Origin of the sequence: Flavobacterium sp. (assembly GCF_025352015.1) — a bacterium.
Classification (GTDB): domain Bacteria; phylum Bacteroidota; class Bacteroidia; order Flavobacteriales; family Flavobacteriaceae; genus Flavobacterium.
Genome location: NZ_JANXUG010000072.1, coordinates 1 through 22,025 on the forward strand (window position 1 = coordinate 1; position 22,025 = coordinate 22,025).

General features: G+C 34.6%; 20 protein-coding genes. 15 read left to right on the top strand and 5 right to left on the bottom strand.

The window, feature by feature from the left end; genetic code table 11:
- Positions 1-187 precede the first annotated feature (187 nt).
- Positions 188-2,107: an ATP-dependent zinc metalloprotease FtsH gene (ftsH, locus tag Q0Q96_RS07045; protein WP_293872947.1), complete on the bottom strand. Its 1,920-nt coding sequence runs from the start codon at positions 2,105-2,107 to the stop codon at positions 188-190.
- Between the two features lie 16 nt (positions 2,108-2,123).
- The gene (rsfS, locus tag Q0Q96_RS07050; protein ID WP_293872949.1) at positions 2,124-2,495 is read right to left on the bottom strand and encodes a ribosome silencing factor; all 372 of its coding nucleotides are present in this window, start codon (positions 2,493-2,495) and stop codon (positions 2,124-2,126) included.
- A gap of 92 nt (positions 2,496-2,587) precedes the next feature.
- Here rsfS and Q0Q96_RS07055 point away from each other — a divergent pair, with 92 nt between their 5' ends.
- From Q0Q96_RS07055 to Q0Q96_RS07075, 5 genes are all read left to right on the top strand, one after another.
- On the top strand, positions 2,588-3,316 hold the full coding sequence (locus Q0Q96_RS07055; RefSeq protein WP_293872952.1) for a biotin--[acetyl-CoA-carboxylase] ligase: 729 nt from the start codon (positions 2,588-2,590) through the stop codon (positions 3,314-3,316).
- A 138-nt stretch (positions 3,317-3,454) separates the two neighbouring features.
- Positions 3,455-4,648, top strand: coding sequence for an ADP-forming succinate--CoA ligase subunit beta (sucC, locus tag Q0Q96_RS07060; protein WP_293872955.1), 1,194 nt, complete (start codon positions 3,455-3,457; stop codon positions 4,646-4,648).
- Positions 4,649-4,737: 89 nt separating this feature from the next.
- A complete protein-coding gene (locus Q0Q96_RS07065; RefSeq protein WP_293872958.1) occupies positions 4,738-6,099 on the top strand; it encodes a glycosyltransferase family 39 protein in 1,362 nt (453 codons plus the stop codon).
- A complete protein-coding gene (locus Q0Q96_RS07070; RefSeq protein WP_293872961.1) occupies positions 6,099-7,055 on the top strand; it encodes a glycosyltransferase family 2 protein in 957 nt (318 codons plus the stop codon). The genes Q0Q96_RS07065 and Q0Q96_RS07070 overlap by 1 nt, the downstream gene beginning before the upstream one ends.
- A gap of 6 nt (positions 7,056-7,061) precedes the next feature.
- Positions 7,062-7,799 carry a class I SAM-dependent methyltransferase gene (locus Q0Q96_RS07075; RefSeq protein WP_293872964.1) on the top strand — a complete coding sequence of 246 codons (738 nt, stop codon included), beginning with the start codon at positions 7,062-7,064 and terminating at the stop codon, positions 7,797-7,799.
- 454 nt (positions 7,800-8,253) lie between these two features.
- On the opposite strand, the gene Q0Q96_RS07080 is transcribed toward Q0Q96_RS07075, so the two are convergent.
- Positions 8,254-8,523 carry an HpaII family restriction endonuclease gene (locus tag Q0Q96_RS07080; protein ID WP_366069138.1) on the bottom strand — a complete coding sequence of 90 codons (270 nt, stop codon included), beginning with the start codon at positions 8,521-8,523 and terminating at the stop codon, positions 8,254-8,256.
- Positions 8,524-8,550: 27 nt separating this feature from the next.
- Here Q0Q96_RS07080 and Q0Q96_RS07085 point away from each other — a divergent pair, with 27 nt between their 5' ends.
- The 7 genes from Q0Q96_RS07085 (at position 8,551) to ctlX (ending at position 17,725) form a co-directional block, all read left to right on the top strand.
- Positions 8,551-8,643, top strand: coding sequence for a T9SS type A sorting domain-containing protein (locus Q0Q96_RS07085; protein ID WP_293872967.1), 93 nt, complete (start codon positions 8,551-8,553; stop codon positions 8,641-8,643).
- Positions 8,644-8,841: 198 nt separating this feature from the next.
- Positions 8,842-10,125 carry a citrate synthase gene (locus tag Q0Q96_RS07090; protein WP_293872970.1) on the top strand — a complete coding sequence of 428 codons (1,284 nt, stop codon included), beginning with the start codon at positions 8,842-8,844 and terminating at the stop codon, positions 10,123-10,125.
- A gap of 268 nt (positions 10,126-10,393) precedes the next feature.
- Entirely contained in the window at positions 10,394-12,745 is a 2,352-nt protein-coding gene (locus tag Q0Q96_RS07095; RefSeq protein WP_293872973.1) for a hypothetical protein, read from the top strand.
- 1 nt (position 12,746) lies between these two features.
- Complete coding sequence (locus Q0Q96_RS07100; RefSeq protein ID WP_293872975.1) at positions 12,747-14,723, top strand: T9SS type A sorting domain-containing protein; 1,977 nt, start codon at positions 12,747-12,749, stop codon at positions 14,721-14,723.
- Positions 14,724-14,948: 225 nt separating this feature from the next.
- Positions 14,949-15,758 (top strand): FkbM family methyltransferase, encoded by an 810-nt coding sequence (locus Q0Q96_RS07105; protein ID WP_293872977.1) that lies wholly within the window; start codon positions 14,949-14,951, stop codon positions 15,756-15,758.
- 79 nt (positions 15,759-15,837) lie between these two features.
- Positions 15,838-16,752, top strand: coding sequence for an amidinotransferase (locus Q0Q96_RS07110; protein WP_293872979.1), 915 nt, complete (start codon positions 15,838-15,840; stop codon positions 16,750-16,752).
- Between the two features lie 34 nt (positions 16,753-16,786).
- Positions 16,787-17,725 (top strand): citrulline utilization hydrolase CtlX, encoded by a 939-nt coding sequence (ctlX, locus tag Q0Q96_RS07115; protein WP_293872981.1) that lies wholly within the window; start codon positions 16,787-16,789, stop codon positions 17,723-17,725.
- Positions 17,726-17,809: 84 nt separating this feature from the next.
- Here the strand turns inward: ctlX and Q0Q96_RS07120 are convergent, their stop codons facing one another.
- Entirely contained in the window at positions 17,810-18,433 is a 624-nt protein-coding gene (locus Q0Q96_RS07120) for a MarC family NAAT transporter (protein ID WP_293872983.1), read from the bottom strand.
- Positions 18,434-18,545: 112 nt separating this feature from the next.
- Here Q0Q96_RS07120 and Q0Q96_RS07125 point away from each other — a divergent pair, with 112 nt between their 5' ends.
- Positions 18,546-18,911, top strand: a complete 366-nt coding sequence (locus Q0Q96_RS07125; RefSeq protein ID WP_293872986.1) for a CoA-binding protein — start codon at positions 18,546-18,548, stop codon at positions 18,909-18,911.
- On the opposite strand, the gene Q0Q96_RS07130 is transcribed toward Q0Q96_RS07125, so the two are convergent.
- Positions 18,908-20,404, bottom strand: a complete 1,497-nt coding sequence (locus Q0Q96_RS07130; RefSeq protein ID WP_293872989.1) for a sodium:solute symporter — start codon at positions 20,402-20,404, stop codon at positions 18,908-18,910. The two genes, Q0Q96_RS07125 and Q0Q96_RS07130, sit on opposite strands and share 4 nt — an antisense overlap.
- A gap of 127 nt (positions 20,405-20,531) precedes the next feature.
- Between Q0Q96_RS07130 and recR the strand changes: the two genes are divergently transcribed.
- Positions 20,532-21,152 (top strand): recombination mediator RecR, encoded by a 621-nt coding sequence (gene recR / locus Q0Q96_RS07135; RefSeq protein ID WP_293872991.1) that lies wholly within the window; start codon positions 20,532-20,534, stop codon positions 21,150-21,152.
- Positions 21,153-21,227: 75 nt separating this feature from the next.
- Complete coding sequence (locus Q0Q96_RS07140) at positions 21,228-22,019, top strand: polysaccharide biosynthesis/export family protein (RefSeq protein WP_293872992.1); 792 nt, start codon at positions 21,228-21,230, stop codon at positions 22,017-22,019.
- Positions 22,020-22,025 lie beyond the last annotated feature (6 nt).

The following is a 22,025-nucleotide window of genomic DNA, read 5'->3' on the forward strand; positions in this document are numbered from 1 at the left end:
TTGAATTCACTTTGACTTTCTTCGTCAGATGTATCATTACCAGTGCCAAAAATTTTTCTGAAAAGACTCATGCTTGTAGTTATATAATCTTAATTTGCTAATTGGAATTGTTCAAAGATAAAAAAATCTTAATTCAAAAGCTTATTTTGAATTAAGATTTTAAAAAAATGTTAAAAAACTCTTTTTGCTAAACTATATCGGTTTCTTCCGCTGGTATGTTGAAAGGTCTTTTTCCAAAAAGAGTTTCCAAATCATCTTTGAAAATAACTTCTTTTTCAATTAAAATAGAGGCTAATTGTTCTAATTTATCTTTGTTTTCCTCCAAAATTTTAATGGCTCTTTGGTATTCAGTTTCAATCAAATTTGATATTTCTTTATCAATAGTTTGAGCTGTTTCTTCGGAATACGGTTTAGAAAAATTATACTCATTTTGACCCGATGAATCATAATACGTAACATTTCCTAATTTTTCATTCAAGCCATAAATGGTAATCATTGCTCTAGCTTGTTTTGTAACTTTTTCTAAATCACTTAACGCTCCGGTAGAAATTTTATTAAAAATTACTTTTTCAGCAGCTCTTCCGCCCATCGTGGCGCACATTTCGTCAAGCATTTGCTCGGGACGAACAATTAATCGTTCTTCTGGTAAATACCATGCCGCGCCTAAACTTTGTCCTCTTGGTACGATTGTAACTTTTATTAACGGTGCAGCGTGTTCTAACATCCAACTTACCGTGGCATGGCCTGCTTCGTGAACAGCAATGGCTCGTTTTTCATCTGTAGTAACGATTTTATTTTTCTTTTCTAATCCACCTACAATTCGGTCTACAGCATCTAGAAAATCTTGTTTATCAACGGCGGTTTTATTGTTTCTCGCGGCAATCAATGCGGCTTCGTTACATACATTTGCGATGTCTGCACCAGAAAAACCAGGAGTTTGTTTCGCTAAAAAGCTAGTATCTAAACCTTCTACTTTTTTTAATGGAGCAAGATGTACTTCAAAAATTTCTTTACGTTCTCTTATGTCTGGTAAGTCTACATAAATTTGTCTATCAAAACGTCCTGCTCGCATTAGAGCTTTGTCTAAAACATCGGCTCTGTTGGTGGCTGCAATTACAATAACATGTGTATTTGTTCCAAAACCATCCATTTCAGTAAGTAACTGATTTAGGGTATTTTCACGTTCGTCATTGCCGCCCGACATACTGTTTTTACCTCTTGCTCGCCCCACGGCATCAATTTCATCAATAAAAATTATTGACGGAGCTTTGTCTTTGGCTTGTTTAAACAAATCTCTGACTCGAGAGGCACCAACACCCACAAACATTTCGACAAAATCGGAACCTGATAATGAAAAAAACGGAACTTTAGCTTCACCTGCTACGGCTTTCGCCAAAAGTGTTTTTCCTGTTCCCGGCGGTCCTACTAGTAATGCGCCTTTTGGAATTTTACCTCCCAGTACGGTGTATTTTTCAGGAGTTTTAAGGAATTCTACAATTTCTTGGACTTCCTCTTTAGCACCTTCTAATCCTGCGACATCTTTAAAAGTAGTTTTTACTTCAGAGTTTTCATCAAAAAGTTTTGCTCTCGATTTTCCGATATTAAATATTTGTCCGCCAGCACCGCCAGCACCGCCAGACATTCTTCGCATAATTAATATCCAGAGACCTACGATTATTACAATCGGTAAGATGCTTATTAATAATTCAGACCAGTTGCTTTTCCCTTTAAAATCGAAATCTTTAATTTTTCCCTCGGTTTTTGCTTTTTCAATATTATTCTGAAAAACTTGATCATTTCCTATGTCGAATGAATAGTGTGGTCCTTTATTACTATTGCCCAACATGTCTTTAGCTACATTTTTGTTAGCTGAATCAGCCAGTGCAGATTTGGTTAAAAACGCTTCACCTTCTGTTTTGTTGTAAATAACCACTTTTTCAATTTGACCTTTTTCTAAAAGCTCATTAAATTTAGAATACGATATTTTTGTAGTATCTTGAAATCCAGCACCACCAAGGTAGTTTAGTCCAAAAAATACAAGAATTAGTAATCCATAAATCCACCATGGACTTAATTTGAAACCGGTAGGTTTTTTTTCGTTAGCCATTTTTTATTGGAACTTTTTAATATTTATTTTCAATTGTTGTTATTTTGGCATCACCCCAAAGTCCTTCAATGTTGTAGAACTCACGGATTTGTTTTTGGAAAACATGCACCACAATATTTACATAATCCATCAAAACCCATTCGGCATTGTCTGAACCTTCCACATGCCAAGGTTTGTCTTTTAATTCTTTTGAAACTAATTTTTGGATGGAGTTAACAATAGCGTTAACTTGTGTGTTGGAATTTCCGTTGCAGATGATGAAGTAGTCACAAACTGCGGTATCTATTGCTCTTAAATCTAGGATGTCGATATCATTTCCTTTTACTTCTTCTATTCCTTTTATGATGTTTGCCAAAAGAACATCTGTGTTAACCGTTTTCTTCGTCATTTAATATTTATGTAAGTTTTGCAAATGTATTACTTTTTGTCTTTATTTTTGTTCAACAAAAGTTTAAAATTCGTTAATATTTACTTCGTTCCATGTCCTTAATCAAACTCAATGCCATAGATTCTACCAACGACTATTTGAAGCAATTGAGTAAAATAGAAGCTCTAGAAAATTTTACTATAGTTATGGCTAACGAACAAACACAAGGCAAAGGACAAATGGGTGCCAAATGGATTTCAGAACCCAGTAAAAACCTTACCATGAGTATCTTGGTTACCAATTTTGTCTTAAAAAAGCATACTATTTTTGATCTTAATGTGGTAACGGCTGTATCGATTTTAAAAGTTTTACAATCACTAAAAATTCAGCAGTGCAAGATAAAATGGCCCAACGACATTATGGCAGATTCCAAAAAGGTGGGAGGCATATTAATTGAAAATTCTTTAAAGCCCGATGGAAGTATAAATGCCATAATAGGTGTTGGGTTAAATGTGAACCAAACCAACTTTGAGCATCTGCCACAAGCAAATTCTTTGTCCTGTATTACAGGTGTAACATATTCGCCAGAAAGTATTGCGCTGCTTTTAAAAAAATCGTTACAAGATTATTTGCAAATACTAACGAAAAATCAGGATGCTGTATGGGACGAATACCATCAAAATTTATTTAAAATACAGTTCCCTTCTGCTTTCGAGGATAAAACGGGAAAGCAATTTATGGGTATTATACAAAAAGTTACTCGTGATGGCAAACTAGAAGTACAACTAGAAGATGATTCAGTTGCCTATTTTGAAGTCAAAGAACTAAAAATGTTGTACTGAAAAAACAAATGAAAATTTGTAAATCAAGAAAATTCTAAATTGGTATCGATTATCTTTTTCGTTTGATTCCAATTAATTACTTTTGTGGCACATTTTAACAAATTATTTTCACTTCTTTATTAAAACTAACTCTCAATAATGAACATACACGAATATCAAGGAAAAGAAATTTTAGCCACTTATGGCGTTCGCGTTCAACGCGGTATAGTTGCCAATAGCCCAGTGGAAGCTGTAGCGGCTGCAAAACAACTGACGGCAGTAACAGGAACGAGTTGGCATGTTATCAAAGCGCAAATTCACGCAGGGGGACGAGGAAAAGGTGGTGGCGTAAAATTGGCTAAAAACTTGCAGCAGGTGGAAGAAATATCAGAACAAATTATTGGAATGATGTTAAAAACGCCTCAAACTCCGCCAGAGGGAAAGCGTGTAAACAAAGTTTTGATTGCTGAAGATGTTTATTATCCTGGCGAAAGTGATACTAAAGAGTTTTACATGTCAGTGTTACTAAACAGAGCAAAAGCCAGAAATATGATTATGTATTCTACAGAAGGTGGTATGGATATAGAAGAAGTTGCTGAACACACTCCCCATTTAATTTTCACCGAAGAAATAGATCCCGCTGTTGGTTTACAAGCTTTTCAAGCACGCAGAATTGCATTCAATCTGGGACTTTCTGGAAATGCCTTCAAAGAAATGGTAAAATTTGTAGATTCGTTGTACAATGCTTATGTAGGTTGTGATGCTTCAATGTTTGAAATAAATCCTGTTTTAAAAACTTCCGATAACAAAATTATGGCTGTTGATGCCAAAGTAAATATAGATGACAATGCATTATACCGTCAGCCAAAGTATGCCGACATGCGCGACATTCGCGAGGAAAATCCAATAGAAGTTGAAGCCAAAGAAGTAGGGTTGAACTATGTTGACCTCGACGGCACAGTAGGTTGTATGGTAAACGGAGCAGGACTAGCCATGGCAACTATGGATTTGATAAAATATGCAGGTTTTGAGCCCGCAAATTTTCTTGACGTTGGTGGTACTGCTGATGCAAAGCGTGTGGAAACAGCCTTTAGGATTATCCTGAAAGATCCAAATGTGAAAGCCATTTTGATTAACATTTTTGGCGGAATTGTTCGTTGCGATCGCGTAGCACAAGGGGTTGTTGATGCTTATAAAAATATGGGTGATGCTATAAAAGTGCCAATCATTGTGCGTTTACAAGGTACCAATGCCGAAATTGCAAAGGAGTTAATAGATAACTCTGGAATGCCCATTTTATCGGCAGTTCAGTTTCAAGAAGCAGCTGATCAAGTGAAGGCAGCTTTATCCTAAAAATAGAAATGTGACATTACACTATAATCCCGAGTGAAAGCTCGGGATTTTTTATTATTTTTCGGCATTATTTTAAGTAAGAACATACTATGAACACAGTTACTTTTTTGACCAAAAGAATCAACCTTTTAATTATTTTGACTTCGGCTCTCATGATGCTCATTGTGCTGAATCTTCCTTTTAAAGCAAAACCTTTTGGCGATGATACCTTTCATGTGGAGTCAAAAAACTTGGCTCGTTATCTAAAAGGAGATTTGAGTTATGATAAAGTCACCATTACCAAAGCCCCTGGTCCGATTATTTTTTACACACCAGCTTATTTTATTGCTTCTTCAAAAGCTACTGACAACCAGCTTTGGAATTATGCAGTTGTATTTACTTTTATAATTGTTACCATCAGTTTGTTATTAATTTTCAGGATTGCAAGTTCATTATTTTCAAAAGAAGTTGGACTACTAGCGATTGCGCTATTTTTTATTTTTCCAATACATTGTTACTATTCACTGGGGATTTTGGGCGAAGTACCCGCTTTTTTTTCCTTAACAGTAGCACTTTATGGTTGGACTATTGTTTTTCAAAATCCTAATAAAAAAAGGGGATGGATTTTGTTGATTTTTGGTTTATGGTTCTTGATTTTGAATAGACCCAATACCATGCTTATACTAGGTTTAGGATTTGTGATTATCTTATATTCCTTTTTCAAAAGAAAGGAATTTTATAAAACCTATGGCAAAAAATTAGCACTTACTTTTTGTTGTGTTGGAATATTAGGATTTGGTGTTTTGCAATTGGCAAAAGCTATAACGGGCACTAAATCGAATGAAGATCAGCAAGGCTTGTTTTATTATGTCGCCCACATTGGCAGATTCCAGTTTAGAGAGGAACCAACTGATTTTCGTTTTTGGGACAACGATAATAGAGCGGATAGCAAGGACTATCAAAACTGGGCGAAAAGTGGTACCGAACTAGCTGTTATCATGGAAAAAACTCACCAATCCTCTAACAAGGTTTACAGAGATTTTTTGATAAACGATGCGTTGGAACACCCTTTTTGGTTTACCAGACAATTTTTTGTAAAATGTTTTTATGGTCATGTTTACTTCATAAATAGTGTGCAACCCAATGCATTTCATTTGGGACCACTTCACGGAACGACTGGGTATTGGTTTATAATTTTGCTTATAAATTGTATTAATATACTACTTATTTTTGGCGCTTTTGTATTTTTATTCAAAGAAAAAAATCTTATCAATTATTGGTTGTTTTGGTCTATCATAATTGCTTTATTAATTTTTCACGGATTAACCTACATAGAACCACGCTATATGTTTCCGGCAAGAGTGGCGTTGTACATTATGAGTGCTGCAGGTTTATATAGCATTGGATGGTTTCGAAATAAAGTCAATTTTTTGGCTAAATTTGTTTTTCCAAATAACACACCAATTAATTAATGCAAACCAATCAAAATCCAATCATCGGAATCGTTGCTCCCTGCTATAACGAAGAATTGGTATTGGCACATACCGCCACGCAATTGAATGACATCATAAAAGATTTAGTGCTTCGGAATGTTATTTCAAACCAAAGTTTCGTAGTTTTTGTTGACGATGGGAGCAACGATAAAACCTGGCAATGCATAGAAGACAACGCCCAAAAGCTCACTTACATAAAAGGATTGAAATTAGCAGGAAATGTAGGCCATCAAAAAGCGTTGCTGGCAGGACTGCTCACCTATAAAGACGAAACCGATGCTTTGATTTCTATAGATGCTGATTTGCAGGACGACGTTCGTGTTATTGAAGAAATGATTACAAAATTCGTTTCTGGTGCAGATGTCGTGTATGGCGTTCGAAAAGAAAGAGTAACCGATACTATTTTCAAACGAAATACCGCATTGCTTTTTTACAAGCTTATGAAGCTCATGAAAGTAAATATTATTCACAATCATGCAGATTACAGATTGTGCAGCCAAAGGGTTTTGAAAGCCTTGGCCGAATTTAACGAAGTAAATTTGTTCCTTCGCGGCATTATTCCAAGTATTGGTTTTAATAAAGATGTAGTGTATTACGACCGGTTGGAGCGTTTTGCGGGTGAATCAAAATATCCTTTGCGAAAAATGGCAGCTTTTGCTTGGAATGGTGTTACTTCTTTTAGTAATTATCCTTTGAAACTGGTTACTATTATTGGATTTGTGGTCTTTTTTGCTTGTTTGCTAATGACGGGTTATGCCTTTTTTGCCATATACACGGGTGATGTAGTTCCTGGTTGGCTTTCTACGGTTTTGCCTATGTATTTTTTGGGAGGAGTTCAATTATTTTGTTTTGGAATTATAGGCGAATATATTGGCAAAATTTATTCAGAAGTAAAGCAAAGACCTCGCTATTTTATTGATAAAAGAGTAGATTAAAAAAGTATGGAAAAAGATTTTGAAAAAAAATATCATGATGTTGAAAGCGACCACTGGTGGTTTAAATCACGCCGAAACTATTTGCTCGATCTACTGAAAGACGCACCTAAAGACAGCAAAATATTGGATATAGGAAGTTCGTCAGGAATATTTTTGAAAGACTTGGAAGCCCTTGGTTTTAAAAATGAAAATCTTTTTGGAATTGATATTAGTGACGTAGCAATTGCCAACTGCAAAGCCAACGGAATTGCCAATGCCTTTGTCATGGATGCCCAAAACATCACACTTACCCAAACCTTTGATATTATTATCGCCTCTGATTGTTTAGAGCATCTTCAAGAGGATGTCAAAGCCATTAAGAACTGGAAAACGCTACTTAAAATAGGCGGAAGGCTATATGTTTTTGTGCCAGCATTTATGTACTTGTGGAGTTATCATGATGAGGTAAATATGCATCACAGACGGTACACAAAATCAGAATTAAAAGCTAAAATCGTTGCCGAAAATCTTGAAATTATCAAATCAAGTTACTGGAATTTTTTCTTGTTTATGCCCGTATATCTCTTTAGAAAAATTAGTGCCAATTTTCAAAAAAACAAATCAGGCGAAAGCGATATTACCATAGGAAATCCTGTAATCAATAGTGCATTACTGAATTTAATTGGTCTTGAAAACAAACTCTTGAAAGTTGTAAATTTTCCTTTTGGAGTTAGTACTTTTTGCATTGCCAAAAGGGTTTCTTGAAATAAATTCTCGCTCAAAACACGCCTACACTCATTTAGTATAATTTGAATCACAACGAAATACTACTGTTGGTTGGTGCATTTAGTATGGTTTTAAGTAATATATTCTTTTTTGTAATACTTTTATACATATTATTTTTATACAACATAGCAATGAACCTTCTTTTAGGCTATATATTTTTATAGTATATAGCAACGAAGTTTCTTTTAGGCTATATATTTTTATAGTATACCGCAATGAAGTTTCTTTTAGGCTATCCTAGTTTTCGGGAAGCAATAAACGATTTCGTTTTTTACTATCGTTCCTCGGATACACGTCAGTTGTGGTGTTATGACCAAAGTATTTTCTGCTACCGTGAACGAAATTATGAAAATTAAACGTTTAACTTATCAAAAACCAGCAACTGCTTGTAAGTGCTGTTATGAGTAGGCGTTTTTTATTTATCAAAACATAATTATTTAAAACGAATCTGAAAATTTAATTTAAAATAAAATTCGCCATTCTGCTGATAAACTTTTCCAAATTCGTGTCGTGTACTACTTGCAGTTTCTAGTTTTGTATTTTCAAATAAATAATCTTCAAATTGGTTTCTGTTGTAAATGTGATAACAAAGAATTTCTCCATTTTCTTTTACTACTAAATAACCGCCAGTTGCATCATAAATTCCAGTCCAAACTTTTGACGGCATCATTCCTAATGCTACATCAGTTAAGAAACGTTTGATTTTATACTCGTAGAATGTATGTGCAAATTGATTGACATTTCAGATAAACAAAACGGGATTTATTTTATCAAAGTAACTACAGATAAAGGAATAAAAGTCGAAAAAGTAATAAAAGAGTAAATGGTATTACGATTGCAAAATTTTAAAACTCACGATTCATCCTCGTGAGTTTTTTATTTATAAAAAGAGTGATGCACAATAAACGTATTGTAATATAATAAATAACAAAAACCTTGTGAAAATTCTTTTTTATTTCACTCTGAATTCCCTAGTTTTGTTAAATTATTATTCACAAGATTTAATTCCTTTTTTTATATCATGACCAAGACAGCAATATTAGAATTTGATGGCAACAAATATGAGTTTCCAATAATCGTAGGAAGCGAAAACGAAGCCGCCATCGATATTGAAAAACTACGAGCCCTTACAGGTGCTATCACGCTTGACCCGGGTTACAAAAATTCGGGTTCTTGTAAAAGTGATATTACATTTTTAGATGGCGAGGAAGGTATTCTTCGGTATCGTGGGTATGCGATCGAAGATTTAGCAGACAAAGCAGACTTTCTTGAAGTAGCTTATTTAGTTATTTTTGGTGAATTACCATCAAAATCTTTATTAGCGCAATTTGAAACTGATATTAGAAAATATACTTTGGTGAACGAAGAAATGAAAAACATCATTGACGGTTTTCCAAAAACAGCCCATCCAATGGGTGTTTTATCAGCACTTACCAGCGCACTTACAGCTTTTAACCCCAAAGTAGTGAATGTTGAGAACGAAAAAGAAATGTACGAGGCGGTTTGTAAAACTATGGGCAAGTTTTTAGTCATTGCCACGTGGACTTACAGAAAAATGATGGGCTATCCTTTGAACTACTACGACAATACACAAGGATATGTTGAAAATTTTATGCAACTCATGTTTAAATTACCTACTGGTCCTTACGCTTCTAATCCAGTAGTGGTTGATGCTCTAGATAAATTATTCATCCTACATGCAGACCACGAACAAAACTGTTCCACATCAACCGTTAGAATGGTGGGTTCGTCTCATGCTGGTTTATTTGCCTCTATTTCCGCGGGCGTTTCTGCACTTTGGGGACCATTGCATGGAGGCGCCAATCAAGCCGTTTTAGAAATGCTTGAAGATATTTTAAAAGATGGAGGCGATGCCGCAAAATATATGGCAAAAGCCAAAGACAAAGAAGATCCGTTCCGTTTAATGGGTTTTGGACACAGAGTTTATAAAAACTTTGATCCAAGAGCCCGAATTATCAAAAAAGCAGCCGATGAGGTTTTAAATACCCTTGGAGTAGATGATCCTATTTTGAATATTGCCAAACAATTAGAGGCAGCGGCATTGGTTGATGACTATTTTGTATCCAGAAAATTATATCCAAATGTTGATTTCTATTCAGGTATTATTTATCGCGCTTTAGGCATTCCTACGGATATGTTTACCGTGATGTTTGCCATAGGTCGTTTACCTGGTTGGATAGCACAATGGAAAGAAATGCGTGTCAACAAAGAACCAATAGGAAGACCAAGACAGGTGTATACTGGGCATCCTTTGAGAGCATTTGTTGTCATGGATAAAAGATAAAAGTTCTCATTTTATATTTTACAAGACTCCTTAACCAGTAAGGAGTTTTTTTATGTATACAATCAGTATAAACTGCAATGTAAAATATAAGATATTACCATTATAAATAATAAATTATGTGTATTTTATCGATTTTAATTGACTTTAGTAGATTATTTTAAGGAAACTATATACATTTGAATTGTCAAAATATCAGAACTAAATCAGCACCATTTTTAGAAAATAAAAATGGTTTTTTAATTGATTTTTTTAATTTAAATATTCTGATATGAAAAAGGAAACTACCTATTTTTTGACAATTCTCACTTTTTTTGGATTCTTTTTTTCGGCAAGCGGGCAATCAAATAATACATTCTCGGGAGAAAATTCAGGCGTTAATAATATTGGAAGCTTTAATACTGGTTTTGGTATAAATTCTTTAAAAAATAATACTAGCAATAGTAATAGTGCTTTCGGAATAGGAACATTATCTGATAATACTGGAGGTTACAATTGTGCTTTTGGAAATGGTTCCATGGCAGCAAATGGTTCGGGAACCCTAAATAACGCTTACGGAACTAGGAGTTTAGCTAACAATACAACAGGTTCCAGAAATATTGCTATTGGTCATAGAACATTAGAAGCAAATATAGATGGGTTCAATAATACTGCTATTGGTTATGCTTCGTTACATTTGAATAGTGGCAATAGTAATATTGCTATGGGATGTTCTACGCCAAGAAATTTAGTGTCGGGCAGCGGAAATATCTTTTTGGGAACACAGTCAGCCATTAACTTGCTTCAAGGAAATTATAATGTCTTTTTAGGCAATTTAATTACGATGCAAAATGTTCCTTCAACGCCACTTTTAGCTGGAAACGATACTAGCAAAACAGTAATCATAGCCGATGGTGCAGGATTTCAAAGAATTTTTATCAGTAAAAACGGGAATACCGGAATTGGTTTAGGAAATAATGTTATTCCGGTCAATAGGTTAGATGTTAAAGGTGGTGTTGTTATTGGGAAAAATTTCACTCCCGACGGAATTGATCCAGGTGAAATAGCTCCATCTAGTGGACTGCTGGTAGAAGGAAAAGTTGGTATAGGAACAGTGATGCCCAACAATAAATTAGAAATCACACAAGGAACAAATGGGAATTCAGGACTTCGTTTTACCAATTTAACGAGTAATTACAATGCAGTTTCGGTGCAACCCACTAATAAATTTTTGAGCGTAAATGCCACTGGTGATGTAGTTTTGCAAAAAATGGCAAATGTAGTTGATACTAACATACTATCCTCAAACGCCAATTTGATGAATAGTAACGTTAATAATATTAATTCTCAAGCCAAAATTATCAATTCAATTTCCAATACTATAACAACGGATAACCAATTGATAACAACTGTCAATGGCGTAGCAAGTAGTCCTGTAAATTTACCAATGCCTTCATTTGTTGATGTTCCTCAAATACTTATACAATCCGAAGGTGGAGTTATAACCCTTTCAAATGGCGGAGGATCGTTTACCTTACCAACTTTTACAGATGTTTTTCAAACTATTTCTCAAGCAGGAAATACTATAACACTTTCTAATGGTGGAGGTTCGTTTACGTTACCAACTTTTATTGATACAGATCAGCAATCGTTAACACTAACGGGCAATACATTAGCAATATCTAATGGAAACAGTGTTACACTTCCTACCTATACAGCTACACCACAAACCATTTCTCAAGCAGGAAATACTGTTACACTTTCTAATGGTGGAGGTTCGTTTACGTTACCAACATTTACCGATACGGATCAACAATCGTTAACGCTAACGGGCAACACACTAGCAATATCTAACGGAAACAGTGTTACACTTCCTACTTATACGGCTACGCCACAAACCATTTCACAAGCAGGAAATACTATAACACTTTCTAATGGTGGAGGTTCGTTTACATTACCAACTTTTACCGATACAGATCAGCAATCGTTGACACTAACGGGCAATACATTAGCAATATCCAACGGAAATAATGTAACGCTTCCGGCGACTAATGTAATTTCGGGCAACAGTAATATAACGGTAACAGGTGATGGTTCGGCAGCGTTACCCTTTCAAATTAGCTCAATAGACAATAGTCTTTATTCAAACAATGGTGTTATAAACCAAGCCACAACAATAAGTGGTAACAGAATTGTGGATATGAATAACAGTAATATTTGGTTTACGACTTCGAATAGTACATCCAATGGTAAGATTTATATCGGAGCAGATGCTACTTTTCCCAATACAACAGGAAACTATAAATTATTTGTTGAAGGTGGAATTTTGACAGAAAAAGTAAAAGTTGCTTTACGAAGCACTGCAAACTGGGCAGATTATGTTTTTGAAAAAAATTATGGGCTGATGCCATTAAAAAATGTGGAAGAGTACATTACTAACAATAAACATTTACCCGGAATAGATTCAGCAACTGAATTAGCAAAAAACGGTTTAGATTTAGCCGAAATGCAAGCCAAACATATGGCAAAAATAGAGGAACTAACTTTATATATAATTCAGCAAAACAAAGCTATTGAACAAAACAATAAAGATATTCAGGACTTAAAACTCAAAGTTCAAAAACTAACTGCAAATGACGATTGATATGTATAAGATAGTAAAAACAATACTAGTTTGTGCTATTTGTTTTCATTCAAATATCATTTCAGCACAAATAGAGGAGTATCTGAATACCGAAAACAATAGGATTTCAAATGCCAACCAAACCGAAGTCGCAATTCAGAGATTTATTGATACTAATTTCAATAATTACGAATTGACACAACAAGTTAATGAGGAGTTAATTCAGCATTTAAGAAGTGAAGAAGATTTCACCGATGCTGAACTACAAAAAGCGATTGTAAAGAACAAAGTTTTCGAATTGAGAAAGTTATTTTTTACTCAAAATCCAAATACTAAAGATGATTATTTTGCGAGACCCTTGCCAGTTTCAATACAGCAAGAATGTGTTAATGGCGATTTTGAAAACGGCACGGCAGGTTATTCTTTTTGGTCTGATCCTCATCCGCAACCAGCTTCAGGAACAGCATTTTTCTTGTCTTGCGCCACACCATCAGTAATGACAGCTTCTAATGTGGTGACGCCAGTCGTAAATGATATGAATGCTACCGTAACCTTAATTGATAATACGAGTGCGGGTTACCAACAGTACGACCCAACTTTGGCTGGTTTAGGAATTAATATTCCAACGCTTTTTACAAGTGGTGGCGGCAGTAAGTGTATAAAATTAAATAATGAACAAGGAATGGGATCTTCTGATCAAACCACCGTTTCGCGTTATTTTCCAAATATAAATCAAGCTACTATAGATTTTAATTTTTCATTGGTTATGGATAACAAACCTGCTCACGGTCAGTCCATACAACCATTTTTTAGAGTAAGAGCTTTAGACCAATTTGGCAACGTAGTAGATGAAATTTGTATTATCGCCAATCCTGATAATTGCTTGTTCAATGTTATTTATGTAAACGCTAAACGTAGGGTTCTTTACACCGATTGGATTTGTGCCCGATTGAATGTTGGTGAAATTTTAAACCAACCAGGAACTATCGAATTTACCGTTAGTGATTGCCAACCTTCTGCTCATTTTGGAACCGTTTATATTGATAATATTTGTGGAACGGTTTGCGCTAATCCACAATTGGGCGCACTAAATACGAATCCCACCAATATTAATTGCCCCGACATGATAGGCAACTCTCCTATACAAGTGTGTGGTACTTATAGTTCGCCAGTTCACGCAACTTTGACTACTATGATTTTAAATATTACTCAAAACGGCACTGTAATGGCAACCATAAATGCGCCAACAATACTAACCTCAAATACGTTTTGTTTTGCCGTTTTACCAAATTTGTTTGGCGCAAATCCAACAGGTAATTTTGAATTCCAAATTGATGCGAACTTCAACGTAAATTGTCCGGCTGGAACTTTTGTTTACACAATATCCGATAATTCAGCTAATGTTGGTCCCGATGTAAGTTTTGATAATTGTTGTTTGCCTACATTAACGTTACTTTCTCCTGCAGATGATGTCAACAATCTGGTTGCAACGATAGTCAAGCAGCGAGAACGAGCCGATTGGATTAAAGCTGCAAACATTATCTCTGTTGGTGATAACGTTTTCTCAAACGGTGTGGTGTATCATGCTGCCAATTATGTAGAACTAAATCCCGGTTTTGAAGCGGTTGAAGGCGCACAATTTGCGGCTTATCCCGAAGGATGTTCCGATAATTACTCGTATAAAACACCAACGAAAAACACCAAAGTAACAAGTAATCCTTCAGCAATAAGTACTGAAAATAGTAACCTTATTAAAGTAGTCAAAGATTTTGTTATTATTCCCAATCCATCGAGTAGCACTATCGAAATAGTAATGAAAGACGCTAAATTCAGTAAAGTAAGTATTGCCACTATTGACGGAAAGATTGTTGAGGAACAAAATATGGAAAAAACAGATAGGGTGCAAGTTGATGTTAGTCGTTATGCCAACGGTATTTATATCATTACCATTACGGATGAAAACGGAAAATTAGAAACCAAAAAGTTGATGAAGAATTAAATAAAAAAATAGGGTTTTACTTTTGTTAAATAGCATCAACAATTTGTTGGTGCTGTTTTATTTAAAAAAGACTTCGAGATTTTTGTGATAAGGAACATGATAAGTCTACACAAAAGTTCAATAGTTATAAATACTTGGATTGCGATTCACTTTTTAAAGATTCAATTATTTTAATAAGAACTAATACCTAACTTATTTATATTTGTCCATTAAAGGTATTAAACAATGAGTATAAAGAAAAAAATCAAAAAGGCAATTAGTTTTTTAGTTCCTAAAGGGTATACCAAAGAAGTACTTAAGCTCACCATTTATAGGTTACTAAAAAAACGTGGAATCGCTTTTGATATTTTAAAAAAGAACGAAACGATAATTTATAAAACAACCTATCATCAAACTGTACTTTTGACTAAACAAGCTTTATATCCTATTGTAGATGATTTTCATTACTATCAATATTTTTATGCGGTAAAGACTGATGATATTGTTATAGATGCCGGTGCTAATTTGGGGCATATTTCCTTATTTTATTCAAAAAATGTAGGCGGAAAAGGCAAAGTGTATTGTTTTGAACCCGATAAATTTAATGTAAAATCTTTAAAAGAGAACTTGCAATTAAATACAGATTTACCCAATAATATAGTTATCGAAGACCTGTTACTTTGGAATGAAAATACTTTTATTGACTTTGAAGAGGCAGGTACTGTGGGCTCTTCTGCTATTTGGTTTTCAGGTACAACCAATGCGGTTAAAAAACGAGCTGTAACCCTTGACACTTGGGCTAAAGAAATGCAATTAACCCGTTTAGATATGATAAAAATGGATATAGAAGGCGCAGAAATTGAAGCCCTACAAGGATGTGTAGCTATCATAAAAGAGCTGCAACCTAATTTTGCCATTGCTTCTTATCATATTGTTAATGGTGAACCAACTTACATTAAAGTAGAGGAATTTTTTAAAAAAATAAACTACCCTCACAAAACAATAACTTTCAGAGGTAACGAAATTATCACCTTTGCAGGGTTAAATGTTAAGTAAAAAACTTCAAATACTTATAAACAAAGCTTCTCCTAACCGAGAAGCTTTTTTATATTTGCTACAAGCTAAAAGCTATTCCATGTTAAACTTAAATGTAAAAAACGAAACTTCAAGATTAAGGGCGGTAGTGCTGGGTTCGGCAGTAAATAATGGGCCAACGCCCACAATTGCAGAGGCCTATGATCCAAAATCATTAGAACACATACTAGCAGGAACTTATCCTGTCGAAGTAGCTATGATTAATGAAATGGAAGCGCTCAACCAAGTATTTCAAAAATATGATGTCAAAGTATTTCGTCCAGAAATGATTGAAAACTATAATCAAATCTTCTCACGCGACATTGGTTTTGTTATTGATGATGTGTTTGTCAAAGCCAATATCTTGCCCTATAGAGAGCGCGAACTCGATGCTATTCAGTATATCATTGACCAAATTACTCCAGAAAAAGTGGTTCGTCCGCCACAAGAAGTGCATATAGAGGGTGGCGACGTAATGCTTTGGAACAATCACATTTTTATAGGAACTTACAAAGGTTCAGATTACAAAGAATATATCACAGCTCGTACCAATATGGAAGGTGTTAATTATATCAAACAATTATTTCCTCACAAAATGGTCAAGGAATTTGATTTAGTTAAATCAAAAATCGAAGCTCGCGATAACGCGTTGCACTTGGATTGTTGTTTTCAGCCTGTTGGAAAAAACAAAGGGATTATATACAAAAGTGGCTTCCGAGAAGAAGCTGATTATGTTTTTTTAGTCAAACTATTTGGCAAAGAAAATTTATTTCATATTACCCGAGACGAAATGTATGCTATGAATTCAAATATATTTTCGATTGATGATAACATAGTGGTTTCTGAAAAGAATTTCATTAGATTGAATAATTGGCTTCGTGAAAACAACTTTATAGTTGAAGAAATTCCTTACGCTGAAATTGCGAAACAAGAAGGATTATTGCGCTGCTCAACTTTGCCGCTAATCAGAGACTAAACCTTATAACCTTATCAACTTCTAAACTTAAAAAATGAAACAAACCACCAATGCCATACTAATGATTCGCCCAGTAGCGTTTCGCATGAACGAACAAACCTCCGTAAATAATTACTATCAAAAAGTTCTTGACGGACTTTCGCCCGAAACAGTTAATGCAAAAGCGCAAGCCGAATTTGATGCGTTTGTTATTAAATTACGAAAAGTCGGAGTTCAGGTAATTGTAATAGATGACACTCTCGAACCTAACACACCCGACAGTATTTTTCCAAACAATTGGATTTCGTTTCACGAAAGTGGTGATGTAGTTTTGTATCCCATGTTTGCCGAAAATCGTCGTGCTGAACGAAGAGAAGATATTCTTGATATTCTTGAAGATGATGGATTTAAAATCAACGAAATCATGGATTATACTTTGGCAGAACAAGACAATGTTTTTCTTGAAGGAACTGGCAGTTTATTACTAGACCGTGAAAACGACAAAGCTTACTGCGCACTTTCACCTAGAGCCGACGAAGAACTTATGATTGAGTTTTGCGAAGATTTTGAATTTACTCCGGTTATTTTTGAAGCCTTTCAAACCGTAAATGGCGAACGAAAACTTATTTACCATACCAATGTTATGATGTGCCTTGGCGACACGTTTGCCGTACTTTGTGCCGATTGTATAGATGACAAAAAAGAGCGCAAAATGGTTCTTGATAGCCTTCGTGGCGATGACAAAGAAATCATTTTAATTACCCAAGACCAGGTAAATAGCTTCGCTGGAAATATGTTGGAAGTAAAAGGAAAAAATGACGAAAGGTTTTTGGTAATGAGTGAGTCAGCGTATAAAAGCTTGACCAAAAAACAAATCGCACAACTAGAAGCTCACGTCGAAATTATTCATTCTAGTTTAGATACTATCGAAGCATGTGGTGGTGGAAGTGCGCGGTGTATGATGGCAGAAATTTTTCTTCCTAAAGCAACATAATAATGTAATGCGATACGCAATTAAAGTAAAGAAAACCAATGAGCAATCGTAGCTAGATTTTTTCATTTATAATTCACAATTATTCTAAATTCCGCGAATGATACTCAAAACAGAGCTAATAATATATTGAATACCAATAGCAATTGTTAAAAAGCCGACGATTCTTGAAATAGCCACAATACCCGATTGTCCGAGAATTTTAGCCAAATAATGAGCGCTTCGCAAAATCAAAAAAATAATTAGTGCAACAATTATTATTGCTAGCGATGAAATGAAAATCTCGTTGGTGGAATGATGCTCCTGATAAAAAGCAATCAATAACGAAATAGATCCCGGACCAGCAAGCATAGGCATTGCTAGCGGAGTCAAAGCAATATCGGTTCTGTTTTCTATATCTTGTTGTACTTTTTTATCGATGCCACGATTTTTACTAAATTTCCCGTTTAAAAGTGAAAACCCCGAACTAGCAATTATAATTCCGCCAGCTATGCGCAGTGCACTGATAGTTATCCCAAAAAAAGAGAGTACATATTGTCCAATAAAAAAAGAAATAATTAAAATAATAAAAACATTTATTCCCGTCCAAAGCGCAACACGTGAACGTTCTTTTTTGGTATAATCTTGAGTCAATCCCACAAAAATAGGAACAGTTCCAATAGGATTTAGAACCGAAAAAAGCGCTGCAAACAGGAAAATAAATAGTTCCATAGTTTTTTTGCAAAGGTAAAACCTCACTTTGGTTATAAATATTAAATAGAAGTTAAATTAAACTACCTAATATTAAACTTACCATTATCTTTGACTACTAGAAATAAAATCCATGAAAAACAAGAAAACTTTAGTACTCGGCGCTTCCCTAAAACCTGAAAGATATGCTTTTAAAGCCATTACAATGCTGGTAGAAAAAGGACATTCTGTTATAGCTATTGGTCCAAATATGGGTGAAGTGGCGGGCATTAGCATTAAAACAAAAAATATTCCTCTGTCTAATATTCACACGGTAACCTTATATATAAATCCCTTGCGTCAGCGCGATTACTACAATTATATCATCGAAACCAAACCTAAACGTGTCATCTTTAATCCTGGAACAGAAAATCCAGAGTTTTATCAACTTCTTCAAAGTAATGACATAAAAGTAGAAGTAGCTTGTACACTGGTTTTATTGACCACAAATCAGTATTAATAACGAGTATTTTGTGTTGTTGATTTACTGATTAAAAGTAACCCAATAAAGGTTATCAATCCGTTTACGATAATTAGTTCGTTATCAAAAGTATAATTGCCAAAAAGTTCGACGGAATATTTACTAATAAAAAAGCAAATCGCTGGCGAAATCAAGCAGATAAAAGGCACTAGCTTGTCGTACACCGTTTTCGACTTCATAAACAAACCAAAGGTGTACAAACCTAAAAGCGGTCCGTAAGTATACGACGCAATCTTAAAAATCATTTTCACGACTGAAGCGTCGTTTACCGCATTGAACACCACAATGACCAAAAACATTAAAAAAGAAAATCCAATGTGAACAAGATGTCTGATTCGAACGATGTTTGGTTTGTTTAGATTTTTGGTTTTGTCCATTGCTAAAAAATCAACGCAAAAAGAAGTTGTTAATGCGGTCAAAGCCGAATCGGTGGTAGCGAATGATGCGGCTGTTAATCCTAATAAAAACACTATTCCAGGAACAATTCCTAACGATTTTAGTGCAATCTCGGGAAATAAAAAATCAGTACGAGCCACACCATCAACCATAGGAACAGCAATGCCATTTTTTTCGGCAAATAAATAAAGTAAAGCACCAACGCTTAAAAAGAAAATATTGATAATAACAAAAATCCCTGTAAAAGTGAACATGTTTTTTTGAGCTTCGCCTATAGTTGCGCAGCTTAAATTTTTTTGCATCAAATCTTGATCAAGTCCTGCTATGGCAATTGTTACAAAAATTCCTCCCAAGATTTGTTTCCAAAAATAAGTACCTTTCAAATAATCTTCAAAGAAAAAAACCTTGGAATAATTGCTTTGTTTTATGGTTTCAAAAGCCTGAAATACAGATAAATTCAAACTTCGACAAATGAAAAATATGGTTAAAAATACCGAGGTAACCAGGAAAAAAGTCTGCAAAGTATCGGTAATAATAATAGTTTTTAATCCACCGCGATAGGTGTAAGCAAATATTAATCCTAACGAAATTAAAACGGTCAACTCAAACGGAACATGAAACGAATCGAAAACATACCGTTGCAACACAATGACAACTAAATACAGTCGAAAAGCGGAGCCAATAGTTCGTCCAATCAGGAAAATAGAAGCCGCAGTTTTATAACTTACAGTTCCCAAGCGTTGTTCGATATAACCATATATCGAGGTCAAGTTCATGCGATAATAAAGCGGAAGCAAAACTTTGGCAATGATTATAAATCCTATGGCGTTGCCTAGCACAAACTGAAAGTATTTGAACTGTAAATCAGGATTTCCCACCTCGCCCGGAACAGATATAAAGGTCACGCCAGATAGCGCAGTTCCTATCATTCCAAAGGCAACCAAGTACCATTTTGAATTTTTATTGGCTTTGAAAAACGTATCGTTATCAGAACTTTTTTTACTAACAAGATTCGAAATAAGAATCAATACACCAAAATAAAGAATAATAATAATAAGAATTGTGGTGGGCGACATAGCGTTGTTTTTATTCGAAGCCAAAATACAAAAATTAATGTGTCATTTTGAAAATTTACATTTGGGTTAATGATTTTATTTTCAAATTTTCAAATCATCTAATTTTCAAATTGCCTACTTTTACCTCATGGAATTTTCATCAAAATTGCTCGAAAAAGCGGTAAACGAAATGGCACAGTTACCCGGAATAGGGAAGCGAACTGCACTGCGACTGGTACTTCATTTATTAAAACAACCAGTTGAACAAACACAATTTTTATCGAATGCCTTGATCAATATGCGAGAGGAAATTAAATTTTGTACTTCGTGCCACAACATTTCCGATGTTGCCATCTGTGAAATTTGTAATAATACTAAAAGAAATCACAAAATTATTTGTGTTGTCGAAGATGTTCGCGATGTAATGGCTATTGAAAACACTAGCCAATTTAAAGGAATTTATCATGTTTTAGGAGGTAAAATTTCGCCAATAGACGGAGTTGGTCCAAGCCAGTTGAACATTGGTTCATTACTAGAAAAAGTAAAAATGGGAGCCATAGAAGAAGTATTTTTTGCTTTGAGTTCAACTATGGAAGGAGATACGACTAATTTTTACATCTTTAAACATCTTAAAGATTGTGCTGTAAAAACTTCTACAATTGCGAGGGGAATTGGCGTTGGCGATGAATTGGAATATGCTGATGAGGTAACCCTTGGCAGAAGTATTCTTAACCGCATTCCGTTTGAAAATACGCTCAAAAATTTATAGCAAAATAATAGCAAACTACATTTTTGTAATTAGAATTGAAAAACTATCTTTGTTTGCTAATTTTTATATAAAATAATGAACAACCCCAAAATATATTTACTGTTTCTGTTGAGTATTTTAGTAACTTCTTGCATCCCTAAAAAGGATTTGGTTTATTTACAAGACAAAAAGGATTCAAGTACAGCAGTAATTAATCCTGTGACTCAAAAACCATATCACCTTCAGTCAAACGACATTTTAGTGATTACCATAAAAGCAATTGACCCAAAATTTGTAGAAATATTTAACATTTCGGGCAATCAAAATACAACTATGGGAGGTACTGAACAAAGTAGTTATTACAATGGTTACACTATTGATGACCATGGTAATATTAGAATACCAATACTTGGGGAAGTCAATGTTTTAGGATTTACAGTTGAAGAAGTACGAATTAAAGTTGAAAAAATGCTTCATGAGCAATATTTTAAAAGCGAAGCAGGTATTTATGTTATTGTAAAATTAGCAGGTTTTAGATACACCATTAACGGAGAAATTGGAAATACTGGAACAAGAGTTTTGTATCAAGAAAAAGTTAACATTATGGAAGCCATTGCCAATTCTGGTGATATAGCAATTACAGGCGATAGAAAAGATGTAAAAGTAATTAGAAAATACCCTCAAGGTAGTGAAACATTCACCATAGACTTGACTGATAGCAAGGCAGTTAATTCTCCTTGTTTTAACCTTCAACCCAATGATTATATTTATATCAAACCCTTGAAACAAAAAACATGGGGAACAGGAAAAACAGGAATAGAGTCACTTGGCACCATAATAACTTTGTTATCCCTGGCTACAACAACCTTTTTGTTACTTAAAAAATAAACTCCA